The sequence below is a fragment of the Azohydromonas lata genome (genome assembly GCF_034427735.1).
Taxonomy (GTDB): domain Bacteria; phylum Pseudomonadota; class Gammaproteobacteria; order Burkholderiales; family Burkholderiaceae_C; genus Azohydromonas; species Azohydromonas lata.
Map to the genome: position 1 here is coordinate 161,059 of NZ_JAXOJX010000001.1, position 14,921 is coordinate 175,979.

The 14,921-nt window shown below is 65.6% G+C and carries 15 protein-coding genes; 5 read left to right on the forward strand and 10 right to left on the reverse strand.

The genetic code is table 11. The features are described 5' to 3' along the window. Positions 1-130 precede the first annotated feature (130 nt). The 8 genes from SM757_RS00750 to SM757_RS00785 all read right to left on the reverse strand — a co-directional run bounded on the left by SM757_RS00750 (position 131) and on the right by SM757_RS00785 (position 7,683). Positions 131-1,567 carry an NAD(P)(+) transhydrogenase (Re/Si-specific) subunit beta gene (locus SM757_RS00750; RefSeq protein WP_322464180.1) on the reverse strand — a complete coding sequence of 479 codons (1,437 nt, stop codon included), beginning with the start codon at positions 1,565-1,567 and terminating at the stop codon, positions 131-133. Further along, a complete protein-coding gene (locus SM757_RS00755; protein WP_322464181.1) occupies positions 1,564-1,908 on the reverse strand; it encodes an NAD(P) transhydrogenase subunit alpha in 345 nt (114 codons plus the stop codon). The genes SM757_RS00750 and SM757_RS00755 overlap by 4 nt, the downstream gene beginning before the upstream one ends. 34 nt (positions 1,909-1,942) lie before the next feature. Beyond that, a complete protein-coding gene (panD, locus tag SM757_RS00760) occupies positions 1,943-2,305 on the reverse strand; it encodes an aspartate 1-decarboxylase (protein ID WP_029000755.1) in 363 nt (120 codons plus the stop codon). Continuing rightward, the gene (locus SM757_RS00765) at positions 2,302-3,426 is read right to left on the reverse strand and encodes a Re/Si-specific NAD(P)(+) transhydrogenase subunit alpha (protein ID WP_322464182.1); all 1,125 of its coding nucleotides are present in this window, start codon (positions 3,424-3,426) and stop codon (positions 2,302-2,304) included. The genes panD and SM757_RS00765 overlap by 4 nt, the downstream gene beginning before the upstream one ends. 110 nt (positions 3,427-3,536) lie before the next feature. Then, positions 3,537-5,225 (reverse strand): electron transfer flavoprotein-ubiquinone oxidoreductase, encoded by a 1,689-nt coding sequence (locus SM757_RS00770; RefSeq protein WP_029000753.1) that lies wholly within the window; start codon positions 5,223-5,225, stop codon positions 3,537-3,539. Between the two features lie 76 nt (positions 5,226-5,301). Further along, entirely contained in the window at positions 5,302-5,970 is a 669-nt protein-coding gene (locus SM757_RS00775; RefSeq protein ID WP_051243566.1) for a glutathione peroxidase, read from the reverse strand. A gap of 17 nt (positions 5,971-5,987) precedes the next feature. Then, the gene (locus SM757_RS00780) at positions 5,988-6,920 is read right to left on the reverse strand and encodes an electron transfer flavoprotein subunit alpha/FixB family protein (RefSeq protein ID WP_322464183.1); all 933 of its coding nucleotides are present in this window, start codon (positions 6,918-6,920) and stop codon (positions 5,988-5,990) included. Position 6,921: 1 nt separating this feature from the next. Next, positions 6,922-7,683: an electron transfer flavoprotein subunit beta/FixA family protein gene (locus SM757_RS00785; RefSeq protein ID WP_029000751.1), complete on the reverse strand. Its 762-nt coding sequence runs from the start codon at positions 7,681-7,683 to the stop codon at positions 6,922-6,924. Positions 7,684-8,101: 418 nt separating this feature from the next. Between SM757_RS00785 and SM757_RS00790 the strand changes: the two genes are divergently transcribed. The 3 genes from SM757_RS00790 to SM757_RS00800 all read left to right on the forward strand — a co-directional run bounded on the left by SM757_RS00790 (position 8,102) and on the right by SM757_RS00800 (position 10,711). After that, positions 8,102-9,040, forward strand: coding sequence for a LysR family transcriptional regulator (locus SM757_RS00790; protein WP_322464184.1), 939 nt, complete (start codon positions 8,102-8,104; stop codon positions 9,038-9,040). A gap of 81 nt (positions 9,041-9,121) precedes the next feature. Further along, positions 9,122-9,973, forward strand: a complete 852-nt coding sequence (locus tag SM757_RS00795) for an SDR family oxidoreductase (protein WP_029000748.1) — start codon at positions 9,122-9,124, stop codon at positions 9,971-9,973. 15 nt (positions 9,974-9,988) lie between these two features. Beyond that, positions 9,989-10,711 (forward strand): SDR family oxidoreductase, encoded by a 723-nt coding sequence (locus SM757_RS00800; protein ID WP_066342896.1) that lies wholly within the window; start codon positions 9,989-9,991, stop codon positions 10,709-10,711. Between the two features lie 330 nt (positions 10,712-11,041). Here SM757_RS00800 and SM757_RS00805 read toward each other — a convergent pair whose 3' ends face one another. Together SM757_RS00805 and SM757_RS00810 are read right to left on the reverse strand one after the other, a co-directional pair. Next, positions 11,042-12,004: a VOC family protein gene (locus SM757_RS00805; RefSeq protein WP_029000746.1), complete on the reverse strand. Its 963-nt coding sequence runs from the start codon at positions 12,002-12,004 to the stop codon at positions 11,042-11,044. Positions 12,005-12,039: 35 nt separating this feature from the next. Further along, positions 12,040-12,267, reverse strand: coding sequence for a ferredoxin (locus tag SM757_RS00810; protein WP_043460676.1), 228 nt, complete (start codon positions 12,265-12,267; stop codon positions 12,040-12,042). A gap of 293 nt (positions 12,268-12,560) precedes the next feature. Here SM757_RS00810 and SM757_RS00815 point away from each other — a divergent pair, with 293 nt between their 5' ends. Both SM757_RS00815 and SM757_RS00820 read left to right on the forward strand, forming a co-directional pair. Further along, positions 12,561-13,340: an IclR family transcriptional regulator gene (locus SM757_RS00815; protein WP_029000744.1), complete on the forward strand. Its 780-nt coding sequence runs from the start codon at positions 12,561-12,563 to the stop codon at positions 13,338-13,340. Positions 13,341-13,607: 267 nt separating this feature from the next. Further along, complete coding sequence (locus tag SM757_RS00820) at positions 13,608-14,915, forward strand: amidohydrolase family protein (RefSeq protein WP_322464185.1); 1,308 nt, start codon at positions 13,608-13,610, stop codon at positions 14,913-14,915. Positions 14,916-14,921: the final 6 nt, after the last annotated feature.

Below are 14,921 nucleotides of genomic sequence, written 5' to 3' on the forward strand. Positions count from 1 at the left end.
GTGAACTGCTTGGGTTGCCTGCGGCTTGCGGGCGAACCGGCGTCGACGCCGTCAAGCGGTAAGTGCCGGGATGCCCGGTGTACGTCTGGGGAGAAGGATTTGCGTCTGCTGTAGCGGCACTGCTTACCGGTCACTCCACGGCCTTGACCATGTCCTCCACGACCTTCTTGGCGTCGCCGAAGACCATCATGGTCTTGTCCATGTAGAACAGCTCGTTGTCCAGGCCGGCATAACCGGCGGCCATCGAGCGCTTGTTCACGATCACGGTATTGGCCTTGTAGGCCTCCAGGATCGGCATGCCGTAGATGGGGCTGCCCTTTTGCAGCGCGGCCGGGTTCACCACGTCGTTGGCTCCGAGGATGATGGCCACGTCGGCCTGGCCGAACTCGCCGTTGATGTCCTCCATCTCGAAGACCTGGTCGTAAGGCACCTCGGCATCCGCGAGCAGCACGTTCATGTGCCCGGGCATGCGGCCCGCCACCGGGTGGATGGCGTACTTCACCGTGATGCCCTTGTGCGTGAGCTTTTCCGCCAGCTCCTTGACCGCGTGCTGCGCGCGCGCCACGGCCAGGCCGTAGCCCGGGACGATCACCACGGTTTCCGCGTTGCCCAGGATGAAGGCCGCGTCGTCGGCGCTGCCGCTCTTGACGCTGCGCTGCTCCTGTTCGCCCTGGGCCGCGGCGGCCGTGTCGCCGCCGAAGCCACCCAGGATCACGTTGAAGAACGAGCGGTTCATGGCCTTGCACATGATGTAGCTCAGGATCGCGCCCGAGGAGCCCACCAGCGAGCCGGCAATGATCAGCATCGAGTTGTTGAGGCTGAAGCCGATGCCGGCCGCGGCCCAGCCCGAGTAGCTGTTGAGCATCGACACCACCACCGGCATGTCGGCGCCGCCGATGGGGATGATGATCAGCACGCCCAGCATGAAGGACAGCGCCAGCATCACGAAGAAGGCCGTCCAGCTCTCGGTGAACATGAACACCAGCCCCAGCGCGATGGTCGAGAGGCCCAGCACCAGGTTGAGCATGTGCTGCCCCGGGAACACCACCGGCGCGCCCTTGAACAGCCGGAACTTGTACTTGCCCGAGAGCTTGCCGAAGGCGATCACCGACCCGGAGAAGGTGATGGCGCCGATCGCGGCCCCCAGGAAAAGCTCCAGCCGGTTGCCGATGGGGATCTCGCCGCCCCTGGTCGTGATGCCGAAGGCCCAGGGCTCGGCCACCGCCGCGACGGCGATGAACACCGCCGCCATGCCGATCATCGAGTGCATGAAGGCCACCAGCTCGGGCATCTTCGTCATCTGCACCCGCTGGGCCATGAAGGTGCCCACACTGCCACCTGCCAGCAGGCCAACGAGCACCCACACCAGAGAGGAAGCGCCGGCGGTGCCGAGGTCTTCGGCCAGCTTCAGGATCAGCGCCGCGGTGGTCACCACCGCGATGCCCATGCCCGTCATGCCGAAGACGTTGCCGCGGATGGACGTGGTGGGGTGGGAGAGGCCCTTGAGGGCCTGGATGAAACAGACGCTGGCCACCAGGTACAGCAGCGTCACGATGTTCATGCTCATCGCGCGGCCTCCTGGGGCAGTTGCTTGGCGCCTTCGGCGGCCGGGGCCTTCTTCTCCTTCTTGCGGAACATCTCCAGCATGCGCCGCGTCACCAGGAAGCCGCCGAAGACATTCACCGCCGCCAGCGCTACGGCCAGCACGCCCATGGTCTTGCCGAGATTCGTCTCGGTCAGCGCCGCAGCCAGCATCGCGCCCACGATGACGATGGCGGAGATGGCGTTGGTCACGGCCATCAGCGGCGTGTGCAGCGCGGGCGTCACCGTCCACACCACGTGGTAGCCCACGTAGATCGCCAGCACGAAGACGATCAGGTTGACGACGGTCGGTGTAACGGCATCCATGGCAGCTCCTTTGGCGGTAGGAAGAGGCGCGTACTCAGACCGCCTTGATCTGCTGGATGCGATTACCCTCGCCCAGCAGCACCAAGCGCGGCTTGTAGGCACGAGCAGCCTCTTCGCTCATGGGTGCGTACGTGCAGATGATGAGCAGGTCACCGACATGCGCCTTGCGCGCAGCAGCACCGTTGAGGGACACGATGCCCGAGCCCGGTGGAGCCGGAATGATGTACGTGGAAAAGCGCTCGCCGTTGTTGACGTTGTAGAGCTCGATCTTCTCGAACTCACGCATGTCGGCTGCCTCGAGCAGGGTCGCGTCAATCGCACAACTGCCCTCGTAGTGCAGATCAGCTTCAGTGACGGTGGCGCGGTGCAGCTTGGCACGCAGCATCAGGCGGTTCATGTAGATCTCCTGGTTATCTGTCCATTTCGGCTCATCAGGCATGCGGCCACGATGTCGTCGTCCAGCGGCACGTTCACGGCCGCGGCCTCCTTGGGGCAAATGAGCTTCAGGAAGTCGAGCACGTTGCGCGCGTAGAGTGCAGAGGCGTCCGCCGCCACGAGCGCGGGCAGGTTGGTCTCGCCCACGATCGTCACGCCGTGCTGCACCGCCGTCTGCCCGGGCACCGTCAGCGCGCAGTTGCCGCCGTTGGCCGCGGCGAGGTCCACGATCACCGAGCCCGGCCTCATGGACTGCACCATCTCTGCGGACACGAGCTTCGGGGCCGGGCGGCCCGGGATCAGCGCCGTGGAGATCACCACGTCGGCCAGCGCCACGCGCTTGGCGACTTCCGCACGCTGGCGCGTGAGCCAGCTCTCGGGCATCGGGCGCGCGTAGCCGCCCACTCCTTCCGCGGCGTCCTTCTCGTCGGCCGTCTCGTAGGGCACGTCGATGAACTTGGCGCCCAGCGACTCCACCTGCTCCTTCACCGAGGGGCGCACGTCGGAGGCCTCGATCACCGCGCCCAGCCGCTTGGCCGTGGCAATGGCCTGCAGCCCCGCCACGCCCACGCCCAGGATCACCACGCGCGCGGCCTTCACGGTGCCCGCAGCGGTCATGAGCATGGGAAAGAACTTCTGATACCGGTCGGCCGCGATGATCACGGCCTTGTAGCCGGCGATGTTGGCCTGGCTGGAGAGCACGTCCATGCTCTGCGCGCGCGTGGTGCGCGGGGCGGCCTCCAGCGCGAAGGCGGTGATACCCGCAGCAGCCAGGCGCTGCAGGCCTTCGGCGTCGAAGGGGTTGAGCATTCCGACCAGCGTGGCGCCGCGCTGCATGTGCTCCAGTTCCTGCGCCGAGGGCGAGCGGACCTTGAGCACCAGATCGCAGCCGAGCGCGGCGCGGGCGTCCACTACTTCAGCGCCTACCGCGGCGTAGGCGGCATCAGACGCCGCTGCAGCCACGCCGGCGCCGGATTGCACGAGGAGCCGGTGGCCCTGGCTTATGAGCTTCTTCGCGGTCTCGGGCGTGACCGCGACACGTGTCTCACCGGTTGCGGTTTCGAGCGGAACGCCGATGCGCATTGATCACACTCCCTCTGTTGTCCATCACGATGCAGCCCTTGCACATGCAACCTGCCTGTGCAGGCTGCTGTCCCTTGACCAGCGCACCGTCCCGCCGGATGCCCACGGGATCACATGCCGGCATAGGCCGGGCCACCGCCGCCTTCGGGCACGACCCAGGTGATGTTCTGCGTGGGGTCCTTGATGTCGCAGGTCTTGCAATGCAGGCAGTTCTGTGCATTGATCTGCAGTCTCTGCCGACCGTCGGCTTGCCCCACGTATTCATACACGCCCGCCGGACAGAAGCGCGCTTCGGGGCCGGCAAAGGTCATCAGGTTGATGTCCAGTGCCGCCTGCTCGTCACGCAACCTTAGATGCGCAGGCTGGTTTTCCTCGTGGTTGGTGTTGCTGACAAACACTGACGAGAGGCGATCGAAGCTGAGCTTGCCGTCCGGCTTGGGATAGGCAATGCGCTCGCATTGATCCGCTGGCTTGAGGAAGGTGTGGTCAGCCGCGGTGCGCCGCAGCGTCCATGGCGGGCACTTCACGCCAAGGCGCGGCAGCAGCCACTGTTCGATGCCTGTCATCAAGGTCGCCGTCGCGCGGCCCTTCTTGAACCACTGCTTGAAGTTCTTGGCCTGTAGCAGTTCGGCGTGCAGCCAGCTTTTCTCGAAGGCTTGCGGGTAGGCAGAGAGTACGTCGCCGCTGCGTCCCGCGGCCAGCGCCTCGAACAGGCTTTCCGCGCACAGCATGCCGCTCTTGATTGCGGCGTGGCTGCCCTTGATGCGGCTGGCATTGAGGTAGCCCGCGTCGCAGCCCACCAGTGCGCCGCCCGGGAACACGGTCTTGGGCAGGCTCAGGAGACCGCCGGCCGTGATGGCGCGCGCGCCGTAGGAGATGCGTCGGCCGTCAGCGAGGTGCTTGGCGACGGCAGGATGGGTCTTGAAGCGCTGGAACTCCTCGAACGGCGACAGCCAGGGATTGGCATAGTCCAGACCCACGACGAAGCCAATGGCGATGCGATTGTCCGCGGCGTGGTAAAGAAAGCTGCCTCCGTAGGTGTCCGCATCCAGGGGCCAACCGGCCGTATGGACCACCAGGCCGGCACGGTGGTTGGCTGCGGGGACTTCCCACAGTTCCTTCAAGCCCAGCCCATAGCTCTGCGGATCCTTGCCCGCGTCAAGTGCGAAGCGTTCGATGAGCTGCTTGCCCAAGTGACCGCGCGAGCCTTCGGCAAAGATGGTGTACTTGCCGCGGAGTTCCATGCCGAGCTGGAAGTGGTCGGTCGGATCGCCGTCCTTGCCGAGCCCCATGTTGCCGGTGGCCACGCCGCGCACCGTGCCGTCCTCGGCGTACAGGACTTCCGCAGCAGCAAAACCGGGGAAGATCTCCACACCCAGCTCTTCCGCCTGTGCGGCCAGCCACTGCACCACCTCGCCCAGGCTCACGATGTAGTTGCCTTCGTTCTTGAAGCAATCGGGCAGCAGGCCGTGCGGAGTGGCTCGCGCACCGGTTTCGGAGAGAAACAGGAACTCGTCAGCCGTGACGGCTTGCTTGAGCGGTGCCCCCTTTTCCTTCCAGTCGGGAATAAGCTCCGTCAGCGCGCGCGGGTCCATGATGGCACCGGAGAGGATGTGGGCGCCCGGCTCGGCGCCCTTCTCCAACACGACGACGGAAACTTCAGAGCCCGCTGCCGAGGCAAGCTGCTTGAGCCGGATGGCAGTCGCCAAGCCTGCAGGGCCGGCGCCCACGATCACGACGTCGTACTCCATGGATTCGCGCGGACCGTACTGCTGCAGAAGGAAGTCTTGGGTGTTCATGGACAGGTCGACAAGGCATTTGGAGCGAGTACGCGGGGCCGCCAGGCACGTGGACGGTCCTGCGATCAGACCTTGGTCAGGTCAGGCTGGAATGGGAAGCAAGCTGGAAGGACCGACCGACCGACGCCGCCGCTGCGGACAAGCCATTGCGCGCGACACCGAGCGCCTGCTCCAAGGCGGTCAGCACCTGCGGCGCCTGCGGCGGTATCTCGGGGCCGAACCGATGCAGCAACCGTCCGTCGCGACCGACCAGGAACTTCTCGAAGTTGTCATGCACGGGACCCTGTGAGCCCGCTGTCGTCGCTGGCTCCCTGGCCAACCGGGCATGCGGTGGCATGCCGCCAACGTCCCGCGGCACTTCCGCTGCACGAGCAAGCATGGCAAAGAGCGGATGACGCGGCTCGCGGGCAATGGACACCTTGGAGAAGAGCGTAAAGCTCAAGCCCAATGTCCGCTCGTAATGGTCTTGGATGCGCCCGTCGTCCCAAGGCTCCATGCCGCCGAAGTCGTTGCACGGAAAGCCCATGACCTTCAGTCCGACCTCGTTGTAGCGTTCATGCAGAGATTGGAGCTCCCGCAGGTGAGTCGTTGCCAGCGGACTGCGGGATGCGACGTTGACCACCAGCAGCACCTGCCCCCAGTAGCGTGCAAGACGCATTGGCCTGCCATCGATGCGCTCCAGGATCAGCCCGTAGAAGTCCTGCTCCCCGGTACAGGACTTCGCAACGTGCGCGTCAGTGCCCATCACTTGCTCCCGATACGTCAAAGCTGAGCGACCAGCTCTGGTATCACACCAAACAGATCAGCCTCCAACGCGTAGTCCGCAACGCTGAAGATCGGCGCTTCCGGATCCTTGTTGATGGCCACGATCACCTTGGAGTCCTTCATGCCCGCCAAGTGCTGGATCGCGCCCGAGATGCCGCAGGCGATGTAGAGCGCTGGCGCCACGATCTTGCCGGTCTGACCCACCTGCCAGTCGTTCGGGGCGTAGCCCGCGTCCACCGCGGCACGGCTTGCACCCAGCGCCGCGCCAAGCTTGTCGGCCAGCGGCGTGAGCACTTCCGTGAACTTCTCGGCGGAGCCCAGGGCCCGGCCGCCCGACACGATGATCCTGGCCGCCGTCAGTTCGGGGCGGTCGCTCTTGGTCAGCTCACGGCCGACGAAGGCACTCTTGCCGCTGTCGGCCACCGCGGCCATCGTCTCGATGGCAGCGCTGCCGCCGACGGCCGGCGCGGCGTCGAAGCCGGTGGTGCGCACGGTGATGACCTTGACTGCATCGGCGCTCTGCACCGTGGCGATGGCGTTGCCGGCGTAGATCGGGCGCTCGAAGGTATCAGCGCCCAGCACCTTGGTGACGTCGCTGAGCTGCGCCACGTCCAGCCTCGCGGCCACGCGCGGCGCGACGTTGCGCCCGCTGGACGTAGCGGGAAACAGGATATGGCTGTAGCCACCGGCCAGCGCCAGCACTTGTGCTGCCAAGTTCTCGGCCAGCTGGGTGCCCAGCGCCGGTGAATCAGCGTGCAGCACCATGGACACGCCCTGCACCTGGGCAGCGGCCTGGGCCACGGCGGCGGCGTTCTTACCGGCCACCAGCACATGCACTTCGCCGCCGCAGGCGAGCGCCGCGGTGACGGTGTTGAGGGTCGCGCCCTTGAGCTGCGCGTTGTCGTGTTCGGCAATGACGAGGGCGGCCATGTCAGATCACCTTGGCTTCGTTCTTGAGCTTGTCCACCAGCGTGGCGACGTCGGGTACCTTCACGCCGGCGCCGCGCTTGGGCGGCTCGCTGACCTTGAGGGTCTTGATGCGCGGCGTGACATCGACGCCCAGGTCGGCCGGCTTGATGTTCTCCAGCGGCTTCTTCTTGGCCTTCATGATGTTGGGCAGCGTCACGTAGCGCGGCTCGTTCAGGCGCAGGTCGGTGGTCACCACCGCCGGCAGCGTGACTTCCACCGTCTCCAGGCCGCCGTCCACCTCTCGCGTGACCCTGGCCTTGCCCTCCAGAACTTCCACCTTGGAGGCGAAGGTGGCCTGCGGCAGGTCGGCGAGTGCTGCGAGCATCTGGCCGGTCTGGTTGCAGTCGTCATCGATGGCCTGCTTGCCCAGGATCACCAGGCCCGGTTGTTCCTTGTCGATGAGCGCCTTGAGGATCTTGGCCACGGCCAACGGCTGCAGCTCGAACGACGGATCGTTGGGTGTCTCGACCAGGATGGCGCGATCCGCGCCGATGGCCAGCGCCGTGCGCAGCGTCTCCTGGCAAGCGCTTGCGCCACAGGAGACGGCGATGATCTCGCTTGCCACGCCCTGCTCCTTGAGCCGCACGGCCTCCTCGACGGCGATCTCGTCGAAAGGGTTCATGCTCATCTTCACGCCGGCGATGTCCACACCTGTGCCATCGCTCTTGACCCGGACCTTCACGTTGTAGTCCACCACCCGTTTCACGGGCACCAGCAGCTTCATCGGTTGTGCTCCTTCGTTTTTGCGTCTTGCCTGCAGATATCAATCAGCCGCTCTGCGGCCGCGCCGAGGCCACAGGGCCCGAGCGCGATGCCTGGGCGGCGGCCAGCGACATGGGATACGCGGACTGCTGCAGCGTTGCGTCAGCCGTCGTCCTGTCGCGACCGAGCGTCGACTCCATCGACTCGATCCAACCCTCGAGGTCGCCTGAGCGCCTCCTTGCCTCCAGAAGGCACTGCCGCAGAAATGCCATGTCGCTGCTCCATTGGGTGCGTGGGCGGGATACGTGCCGCAGTTGCCTTCGGCACAGTCTGGGGTGTCGGGTGCGCGTCGTCGCGTTTCAAGACACTCGGTGCAATTGTGTTCAATTTCCGTGGCATAGTCATTAGTGAATTCCTGTGGTTTCACATTGGTTTTGCTCATGGCCAAGAGTCCCTCCATACCGCCACGCTTCACGCTTCGCCAGCTGCACTACTTCGTGACGGCTGCCCGAGCAGGACAGCTCTCCGTGGCCGCGGCAGAAATCAACATCTCGCAGTCGGCGATGACGCTGGCCATTGCGGAGCTGGAGCGGCTGCTGGGCACGCTGCTGTTCGAACGCAATCGAGGTGGCGTCAAGCTCACGTACGAGGGACATGCGTTCCTGCAACATGCGCAGGCCGTCCTGGAGCTCGCCAGCGAGGCCGCGCGCTTTCCCTTCCATCACCGCACCGACGTCAGCGGGCGCCTGGAGCTCGCGGCCACGTACACCGTGCAGGGCTACTTCCTGCTGCCCGCCGTGGCCAAGTTCATGAAGCTGTTTCCGCTCGTCGAACTGGTCCCGCTGGAGCTGCCACGGTTGCAGATCGAGCGGCAGCTGCACGACGGCCGCATCGAGCTCGCGGCGCTGCTGCTGTCGAACCTGGACGCTCCGCAGCAGTTGCAGCTGCAGCCGCTGGCCTATTCGCGTCGCCGGCTATGGGTGTCGGCCACGCACGAGCTGGCCGAGCGCAGCACGGTGCAGTGGAGCGATATCGCGCGCTATCCCTACATCGTGCCGACGGTGGACGATGCGCATCGCAACGCCATGCGCTACTGGAAGAGCGCGGGCATCGAGCCCGCCTCGGTGATCCGGACGTCGTCGATGGAGGCGCTGCGCGAGATGGTGGCGCTGGGATTGGGCGTGACGATCCTGTCGGACCTGGTGTTTCGCCCCTGGTCTCTGGAAGGGCGGCGCATTCAGGCGGTCGCAGTGGAAGGACACCTGCCCGTGATGGAGGTCGGTCTCGCGTGGAACCGTGAACGGCCACTGAGCCCGGCAGCGCAGGCGTTTCGCGAGTTCCTGGCGATGTCGAGCAGCACGCCGGCCAGCGGCGAGTGAGTATTACTGAACGATTTCTTGATTTGTGTCTAGAATTCCAGAGAGGGCGCCCGGATGCGGCGGCCGTACACGGAGACAACCATGCATATCGACCTGAGCAACAAGCGGGTGATCGTCACAGGCGCCTCGCGCGGCATAGGACGCGCGATCGCGCGCGCGTTTGCGGCAGAAGGGGCACGCGTGGCGATATGCGCGCGAACCGAGGCCGACGTGGCGGCCGCGGGTGAAGAGCTGGGACACCAGGCACAGGCCGTCATCGCCCGTGCGGTGGACGTCACCGACACCGAGGGCGTGCGGCGCTTCGTGGACGAGGTGGCGAGCCAATGGGGCGGCGTCGACGTGCTTGTGAACAACGCCGGTCAGGGACGTGGTGGCAATCTCGACACGCTCACGCCCGAGCAGATCCTGGAACACGCCAACGTGCTGCAGATGGGACACTTCCGTTTCGTGCAGGCGGTGGTGCCACACATGCGGCGCCAGCGTTGGGGTCGCATCGTCGAGATCAACGCACTGGCGGGTGTGCAGATTACGCCGGACGGCATCCCCTCGGTGGTCAACCGTGCTGCCTGCATTGCGATGTCGAAGTCGCTGGGCATGTCGCTGGCCAAGGACAACATCCTCGTCAACACGCTCAACATGGGCTGGATCGATACCGGCCAGTGGGACCGTCACTACCGCGAGATGCCCGAAGGCACGCCGCGCGAGGAGTTCGAGGCCATGGTGCTCAAGGTCGTGCCGCTGGGGCGCTTCGGCAAGCCGGAGGACGTGGCCGGCATGGCACTTTTTCTCTCCAGCGAGCACGCCTCCTTCATCAGTGCCGCGTCGATCGACATTGCCGGCGGCATGGGGGGCCAGATTGCCTACTACCCCACGCTCAAGCGCGACTTTCAGGACGAGATGAAAGCCCGCTTGGCTGCCAAGGCCACCAGCTGAAGCAGGCCAAGCGGCATGGAACTGCATGACAACGTAGCCGTCGTCACCGGCGCATCGTCGGGCATTGGCCAAGCCATTGCGCGTGAGCTCAGCGCGGCCGGGGTCCGGCTGGTGGTGACGGCCCGACGCGCGCAGCGCCTGGTGGAACTCCAGGACAGCCTTGGCGGGCCCTGTGCTTGCCTGGCTGCTGCGGTCGAGGACCCGGCCACGCCCCAGGCCCTGCTGGACTTGGCGCGGGAGCGCTTTGGGCGGGTTGACATCCTGATCAACAACGCCGGCATGGTGGTCTCCGGCCCGGTGGACCGGATCGATCTTGACGAGCTGGCACAGATGACCCGCGTGAACTTCGACGCGGTAGTACGCGCCTCGTACGTGTTCGCGCGCGCGCTCAAGGCCCAGGGTAGCGGCGCGATCATCAACGTCTCGAGCGTCGGCGCCTACCTGAGCTCGTCGTCGATGGGCGCGTACAGCGGCTTGAAGCAGGCACTGGAAATTTTCACGACCTCGCTGCGCCTGGAGCTCAAGGGCACGGGCGTGCGCGTGGGCACCATTGCGCCGGGCACCACGGAAACCGAGATCTTCGAGCGCATGCGCTCGCAAGGCATGGGCGTGCGTGCCGATCAGACGCCACCGCTGGCGCCGCAGGACGTCGCACGCGCAGTGCGCTTCATGTTGGAGCAACCTGCGCACGCCAATGTTGCGCGCATGCTGCTGGTGTCGGCATCCGAATCAGCGTGAGGGTCGCGGCCGGTCCAGTGGCAGGTCCGGCCACGAGGCCCATACCAACGATCCACCGCGCTTCACACCAACGGCGAGACACATCAGGCGCGGCGGCGTCAATGTCGCCGGCGCTCCACCGAGCCTTGCGCAACTGACCACCCATCCATCCCGGAATGGTCTTTTCCCGGGACACCGACTGTCGCTGTCTACCTGCCTGGCGAGGCCGCACTTACGGCATCCGGAGCAAAAAGAGCCCGGCCAGGACTTCAGGTCCTGTGCCGGGCCAAATCCCGCAGAAGGCCGGGAAGGAGACAGACTGCAATTCAGCGTCCGGTCAGCGCCGCCGCTTCAGGCATGCCGGTGCTTGTTACGCTCCAGGATCGCCAAGCCCTCGGCATCGAGCACCTCCTGCGGCGAGCGCACGCTCGGGCCGAGGATGGGACCCACGACTTCGTGGCCCCAGGTACTGAGCTTCTCGGGGTTGAGCTCGAAACCATCGTGATGCCACGGTTCGAGCTCCGTGATCACTTCGAAGGCAAAGCCGCTCGGGGAGAAGTGGTAGAAGGAGACGTGCGGGTCCTGTGTGTGCTGGCCCAGCGTCATCATCATCGGCAGATTGCGCTGCTTGACGATGTCATAGGTCTCGCCCACGTCGCGCAGCGACTTGACGAACAGCCCGATGTGCTGGATGCCCATCTTGCCGGGCCCGTGCCCATAGGCAATGTCGTGGCTGGTGTAGTTGTTGAGCTTGGTGCGGTAGAAAGCCGTCTTGCCCTTGCCCGCGCCGGCGCCGTAGTAGTGGAAGCCCATGACCTCGGTGAGGAAGTGCTCCAGCTCTGGCGTGAACTCTGGCGTGATCAGCACCACGTGTCCCAGGCCACGTCCATCGGCCACGAAGCCCCCGTGGGGCCGACCGCTCTGGAACGAGCGCGGCATCCATTTCTGGGCGTAGAACAGCTCGTGCTGGTAGCCCACGGGGTCGCGGAAGCGAACAACGGCCTTGACGCCGCGCAGCTCGCACAGCGCGACATCACCTTCGGTGACGTCCACGCCCGCCTCGCGCAGCCGCCGCACTGCGGCTTCGAATTCCAGCTTGCCGCGCGCTTCCCAACCGATGTAGGCCAAGCGCTCCCTCTGGCCGGGATGGAAGGCAAAGCGATGGCGCCGGTCGTCGATCCGGAAGTACAGCGACTCGGGATCGGCCTCGGGCGAGGCACCGACCTGAAAGCCCAGCACCTGCGGACCATAGGTCCGCCACTCCTCGATCCGGGCGCTCTCGAAGCCCAGGTAGCCGATGCCGATGATGTCCACGCTGCTGTGTCTCCTGTTGGGAACGGGGTGCGGGCTCAGCCCTGCACTTCCTCGATGAGGATGGCCTCCGCCGGGCAGGCCGCGGCGCCCTCGCGGGCCTCTTCTTCCATGCCGGCCGGCACCATGTCGGTCTCCAGCACGACAAGGCCGTTCTCGTCGAGCTTGTACAACTGCGGGCACATCTGCGCGCACAGGCCGTAGCCGCAGCAGCGGCTGCGATCGGCCGTGACTCGCAACTGGATAGCCTTGCCGGTGGTGCTCATGTTGTCTCCTTCGTTCGGGCCGCCCACGTTGACGGCGTCCATTGATATGCACATCTTTCCATAAAGTGTGCATTTTTAAACCAGGGTTCTCCCTGATTCGGCACGTCCGTCCAGTGCAAGAAGTCGCAGGGCGTGTGCTCTTCCCGATAGAGGACGGCGCCTTCCAGGCGCGGACGGGTTTTTTCGCATTGGAGAAACTCATCCTAGCCTTAGAATTTGAACGCACTGTCCCGATCATGAAGCTCGAAACCTCATCTTCCTCTTCCGATCCCGCCGAGGCGGCCGACTCCTCGATGTCCTCGTCGTCCACGGGCAAAGGAGCTGGTGCCGGCGTGATCGTCAAGCCGGTGGTCAACGCCGTGCGCATCCTGCGCTACCTGGCGCAGAAGGGCTCACCCGAGCGCGCGAGCGATATCGCCCGGCATCTCTCCATCAACCCCAGCACTTGCTTCAACATCCTGCGCACGCTGGTGGCCGAGGACGTGGTGGATTTCAACGCGCTGTCCAAGACCTACTCGGCGGGGCTGGGGCTGGCGCGCCTGGTGGAGCAGCTCGTCACGCAGGGGCAGCGCGTGCAGATGGCACAGCCCCTCATGCACGAACTGGCGGCGCGCCACAGCGTCACGGTAACGCTGTGGCGCCGCATGGGTGAGGACCGCATCGTCCTGGTGAGTTCCGAGTCCAGCCCGACGGACCTGCGCATCGACATGCCTGCGGGCCAGCGCTTGCCCATTCTCATGGGCGCCAGCGGCCGCCTGTTCGCAAGCCGCATGGGGCTGAGCGAGGAGGCATTGCGCCGGGCCTTCGAAGAGATGCGCTGGGCGCGCCCGCTGTCCTTCGAGACCTACTTGCGCGAGGTCAACCGCGCGCGCCGGCGCGGCTGGGCCATCGATGACGGTTACTTCGCCGCCGGCGTGGTGGCGATCGCCGCGCCCGTGTGCGACCCCAGCGCCAACATGGCGTACACCATCTCTGCCGTGTCGATCCGCGGCCAGCGCGACGAGGCCGAGATCGACGCCCTGGGTGACGCGCTGCGCGACCTCGGCCACCGCCTCGAATCCGTTCTCTACTGAGCCGAGCGCCCCTGCGGCGCTTGGCTTGCCTTTTTCCCAGCTTGCCCGTCCATAGCCGGAGTCCCCTTGCGGGCCTTGGCTGGATTGCCCATGGCCGCACTGATCGTTGCGCGGCCGGGTCGCAGTCCCTTCCCGCAAACGCAATGCTAGGGTTTGCATATGAACACAATCATTGAAAGTGTCCAATTATTGATCTAGCATTCGGCATCGTTTCCGATCAACCCAGTCGGCGCCCCTGCGCCGGCCTTGTCCGCACGGGAGTACCCGATGAAGTTTGAAGATGTCATCCTCGTCAGCGTCGACGACCACGTGATCGAACCGCCCAATGCGTTCACCCGCCACATGCCGGCCAAGTACAAGGGCCGCGAGCCGCAAGTGGTGCAGAGGAACGGGCGCGACGTCTGGGTGTTCGAGGAGCGCGCCACGGGCTACATGGGCCTGAACTCCGTGGTGGGCCGTCCCAAGGAGGAGTACGGCATGGAGCCCCTGGGCTACGAGCACATGCGCCGCGGCACCTGGGACATCAAGGCACGCGTGGACGACATGAACGCCAACGGCGTGCTGGGCTCGCTGTGCTTCCCCACTTTCCCCGGCTTTGCCGGCCAGCGCTTCCAGAGCTACGAGGACCGCGGCGTCTCGCTGGCGGCCATCCAGGCCTACAACGACTGGCACCTGCACGACTGGTGCAACGCCGCGCCCGGCCGCTTCATCCCGCTGCTGATGGTGCCCTGGTGGGACATGCAGGCCGCTGCCGCTGAAGTCGAGCGCATGGCCAAGCAGGGCGTGCATGCGTTGACGCTGTCGGATAACCCCACCGTGCACGGCTACCCCTCCATCCACAACGACCACTGGGACCCGCTGTGGAAGGCCTGCGCCGACAACGACGTGGTGATCTGCTGCCACATCGGCACGGGTGCCAAGGCAGCGCACGCCTCCGACGAGTCTCCGATCGACGCCTGGATCACGTCGATGCCGATCTCGATCGCCAATTCGGCGGCCGACTGGATCTGGGCGCCGATGTGGAAGAAGTACCCCAAGCTGCGCATGGCGCTGTCCGAGGGCGGCATCGGCTGGATCCCGTACCTGCTCGAGCGTGCGGACTTCACGCACAGCCACCACCATGCCTGGACGATGTCCAACTTCGGCGACAAGAAGCCCAGCGACATCTTCAACGAGCACGTCATCACCTGCTTCATCGAGGACGCCTTCGGCCTGAAGAACCTGGACTCGATCAACGTCGACAAGGTCACCTGGGAGTGCGACTACCCGCACTCGGATTGCACCTGGCCGCACTCCGCGGACGTGTTCTGGGCCCAGGCCAAGCATCTGTCGCCCGAGATCATCGACAAGATCAGCCACCTCAACGCCATGCGCGAGTTCTCGTACGACCCGTTTGCCATCCTCGGGCGCGAGAACTGCACGGTTGGCGCGCTGCGCGCACAGGCCACGCATGTGAGCATCGAGCCCGCACTGGGCCTGGGCGGCGCCGCGCCGGTGCGCGATCCGAACAAGCCCGTGACCTCCGGCGACATCAACCGCATGTTCGCCTCCGCGGACGCCGGGACCGCGCTCTGAAGCACT

Coding starts and splice junctions, on each gene's coding strand:
- SM757_RS00750 (WP_322464180.1), bottom strand. CDS start 1,567: ATGAGCATGAACATCGTGACGCTGCTGTACCTGGTGGCCAGCGTCTGT.
- SM757_RS00755 (WP_322464181.1), bottom strand. CDS start 1,908: ATGGATGCCGTTACACCGACCGTCGTCAACCTGATCGTCTTCGTGCTG.
- panD (WP_029000755.1), bottom strand. CDS start 2,305: ATGAACCGCCTGATGCTGCGTGCCAAGCTGCACCGCGCCACCGTCACT.
- SM757_RS00765 (WP_322464182.1), bottom strand. CDS start 3,426: ATGCGCATCGGCGTTCCGCTCGAAACCGCAACCGGTGAGACACGTGTC.
- SM757_RS00770 (WP_029000753.1), bottom strand. CDS start 5,225: ATGAACACCCAAGACTTCCTTCTGCAGCAGTACGGTCCGCGCGAATCC.
- SM757_RS00775 (WP_051243566.1), bottom strand. CDS start 5,970: ATGGGCACTGACGCGCACGTTGCGAAGTCCTGTACCGGGGAGCAGGAC.
- SM757_RS00780 (WP_322464183.1), bottom strand. CDS start 6,920: ATGGCCGCCCTCGTCATTGCCGAACACGACAACGCGCAGCTCAAGGGC.
- SM757_RS00785 (WP_029000751.1), bottom strand. CDS start 7,683: ATGAAGCTGCTGGTGCCCGTGAAACGGGTGGTGGACTACAACGTGAAG.
- SM757_RS00790 (WP_322464184.1), top strand. CDS start 8,102: ATGGCCAAGAGTCCCTCCATACCGCCACGCTTCACGCTTCGCCAGCTG.
- SM757_RS00795 (WP_029000748.1), top strand. CDS start 9,122: ATGCATATCGACCTGAGCAACAAGCGGGTGATCGTCACAGGCGCCTCG.
- SM757_RS00800 (WP_066342896.1), top strand. CDS start 9,989: ATGGAACTGCATGACAACGTAGCCGTCGTCACCGGCGCATCGTCGGGC.
- SM757_RS00810 (WP_043460676.1), bottom strand. CDS start 12,267: ATGAGCACCACCGGCAAGGCTATCCAGTTGCGAGTCACGGCCGATCGC.
- SM757_RS00815 (WP_029000744.1), top strand. CDS start 12,561: ATGTCCTCGTCGTCCACGGGCAAAGGAGCTGGTGCCGGCGTGATCGTC.
- SM757_RS00820 (WP_322464185.1), top strand. CDS start 13,608: ATGAAGTTTGAAGATGTCATCCTCGTCAGCGTCGACGACCACGTGATC.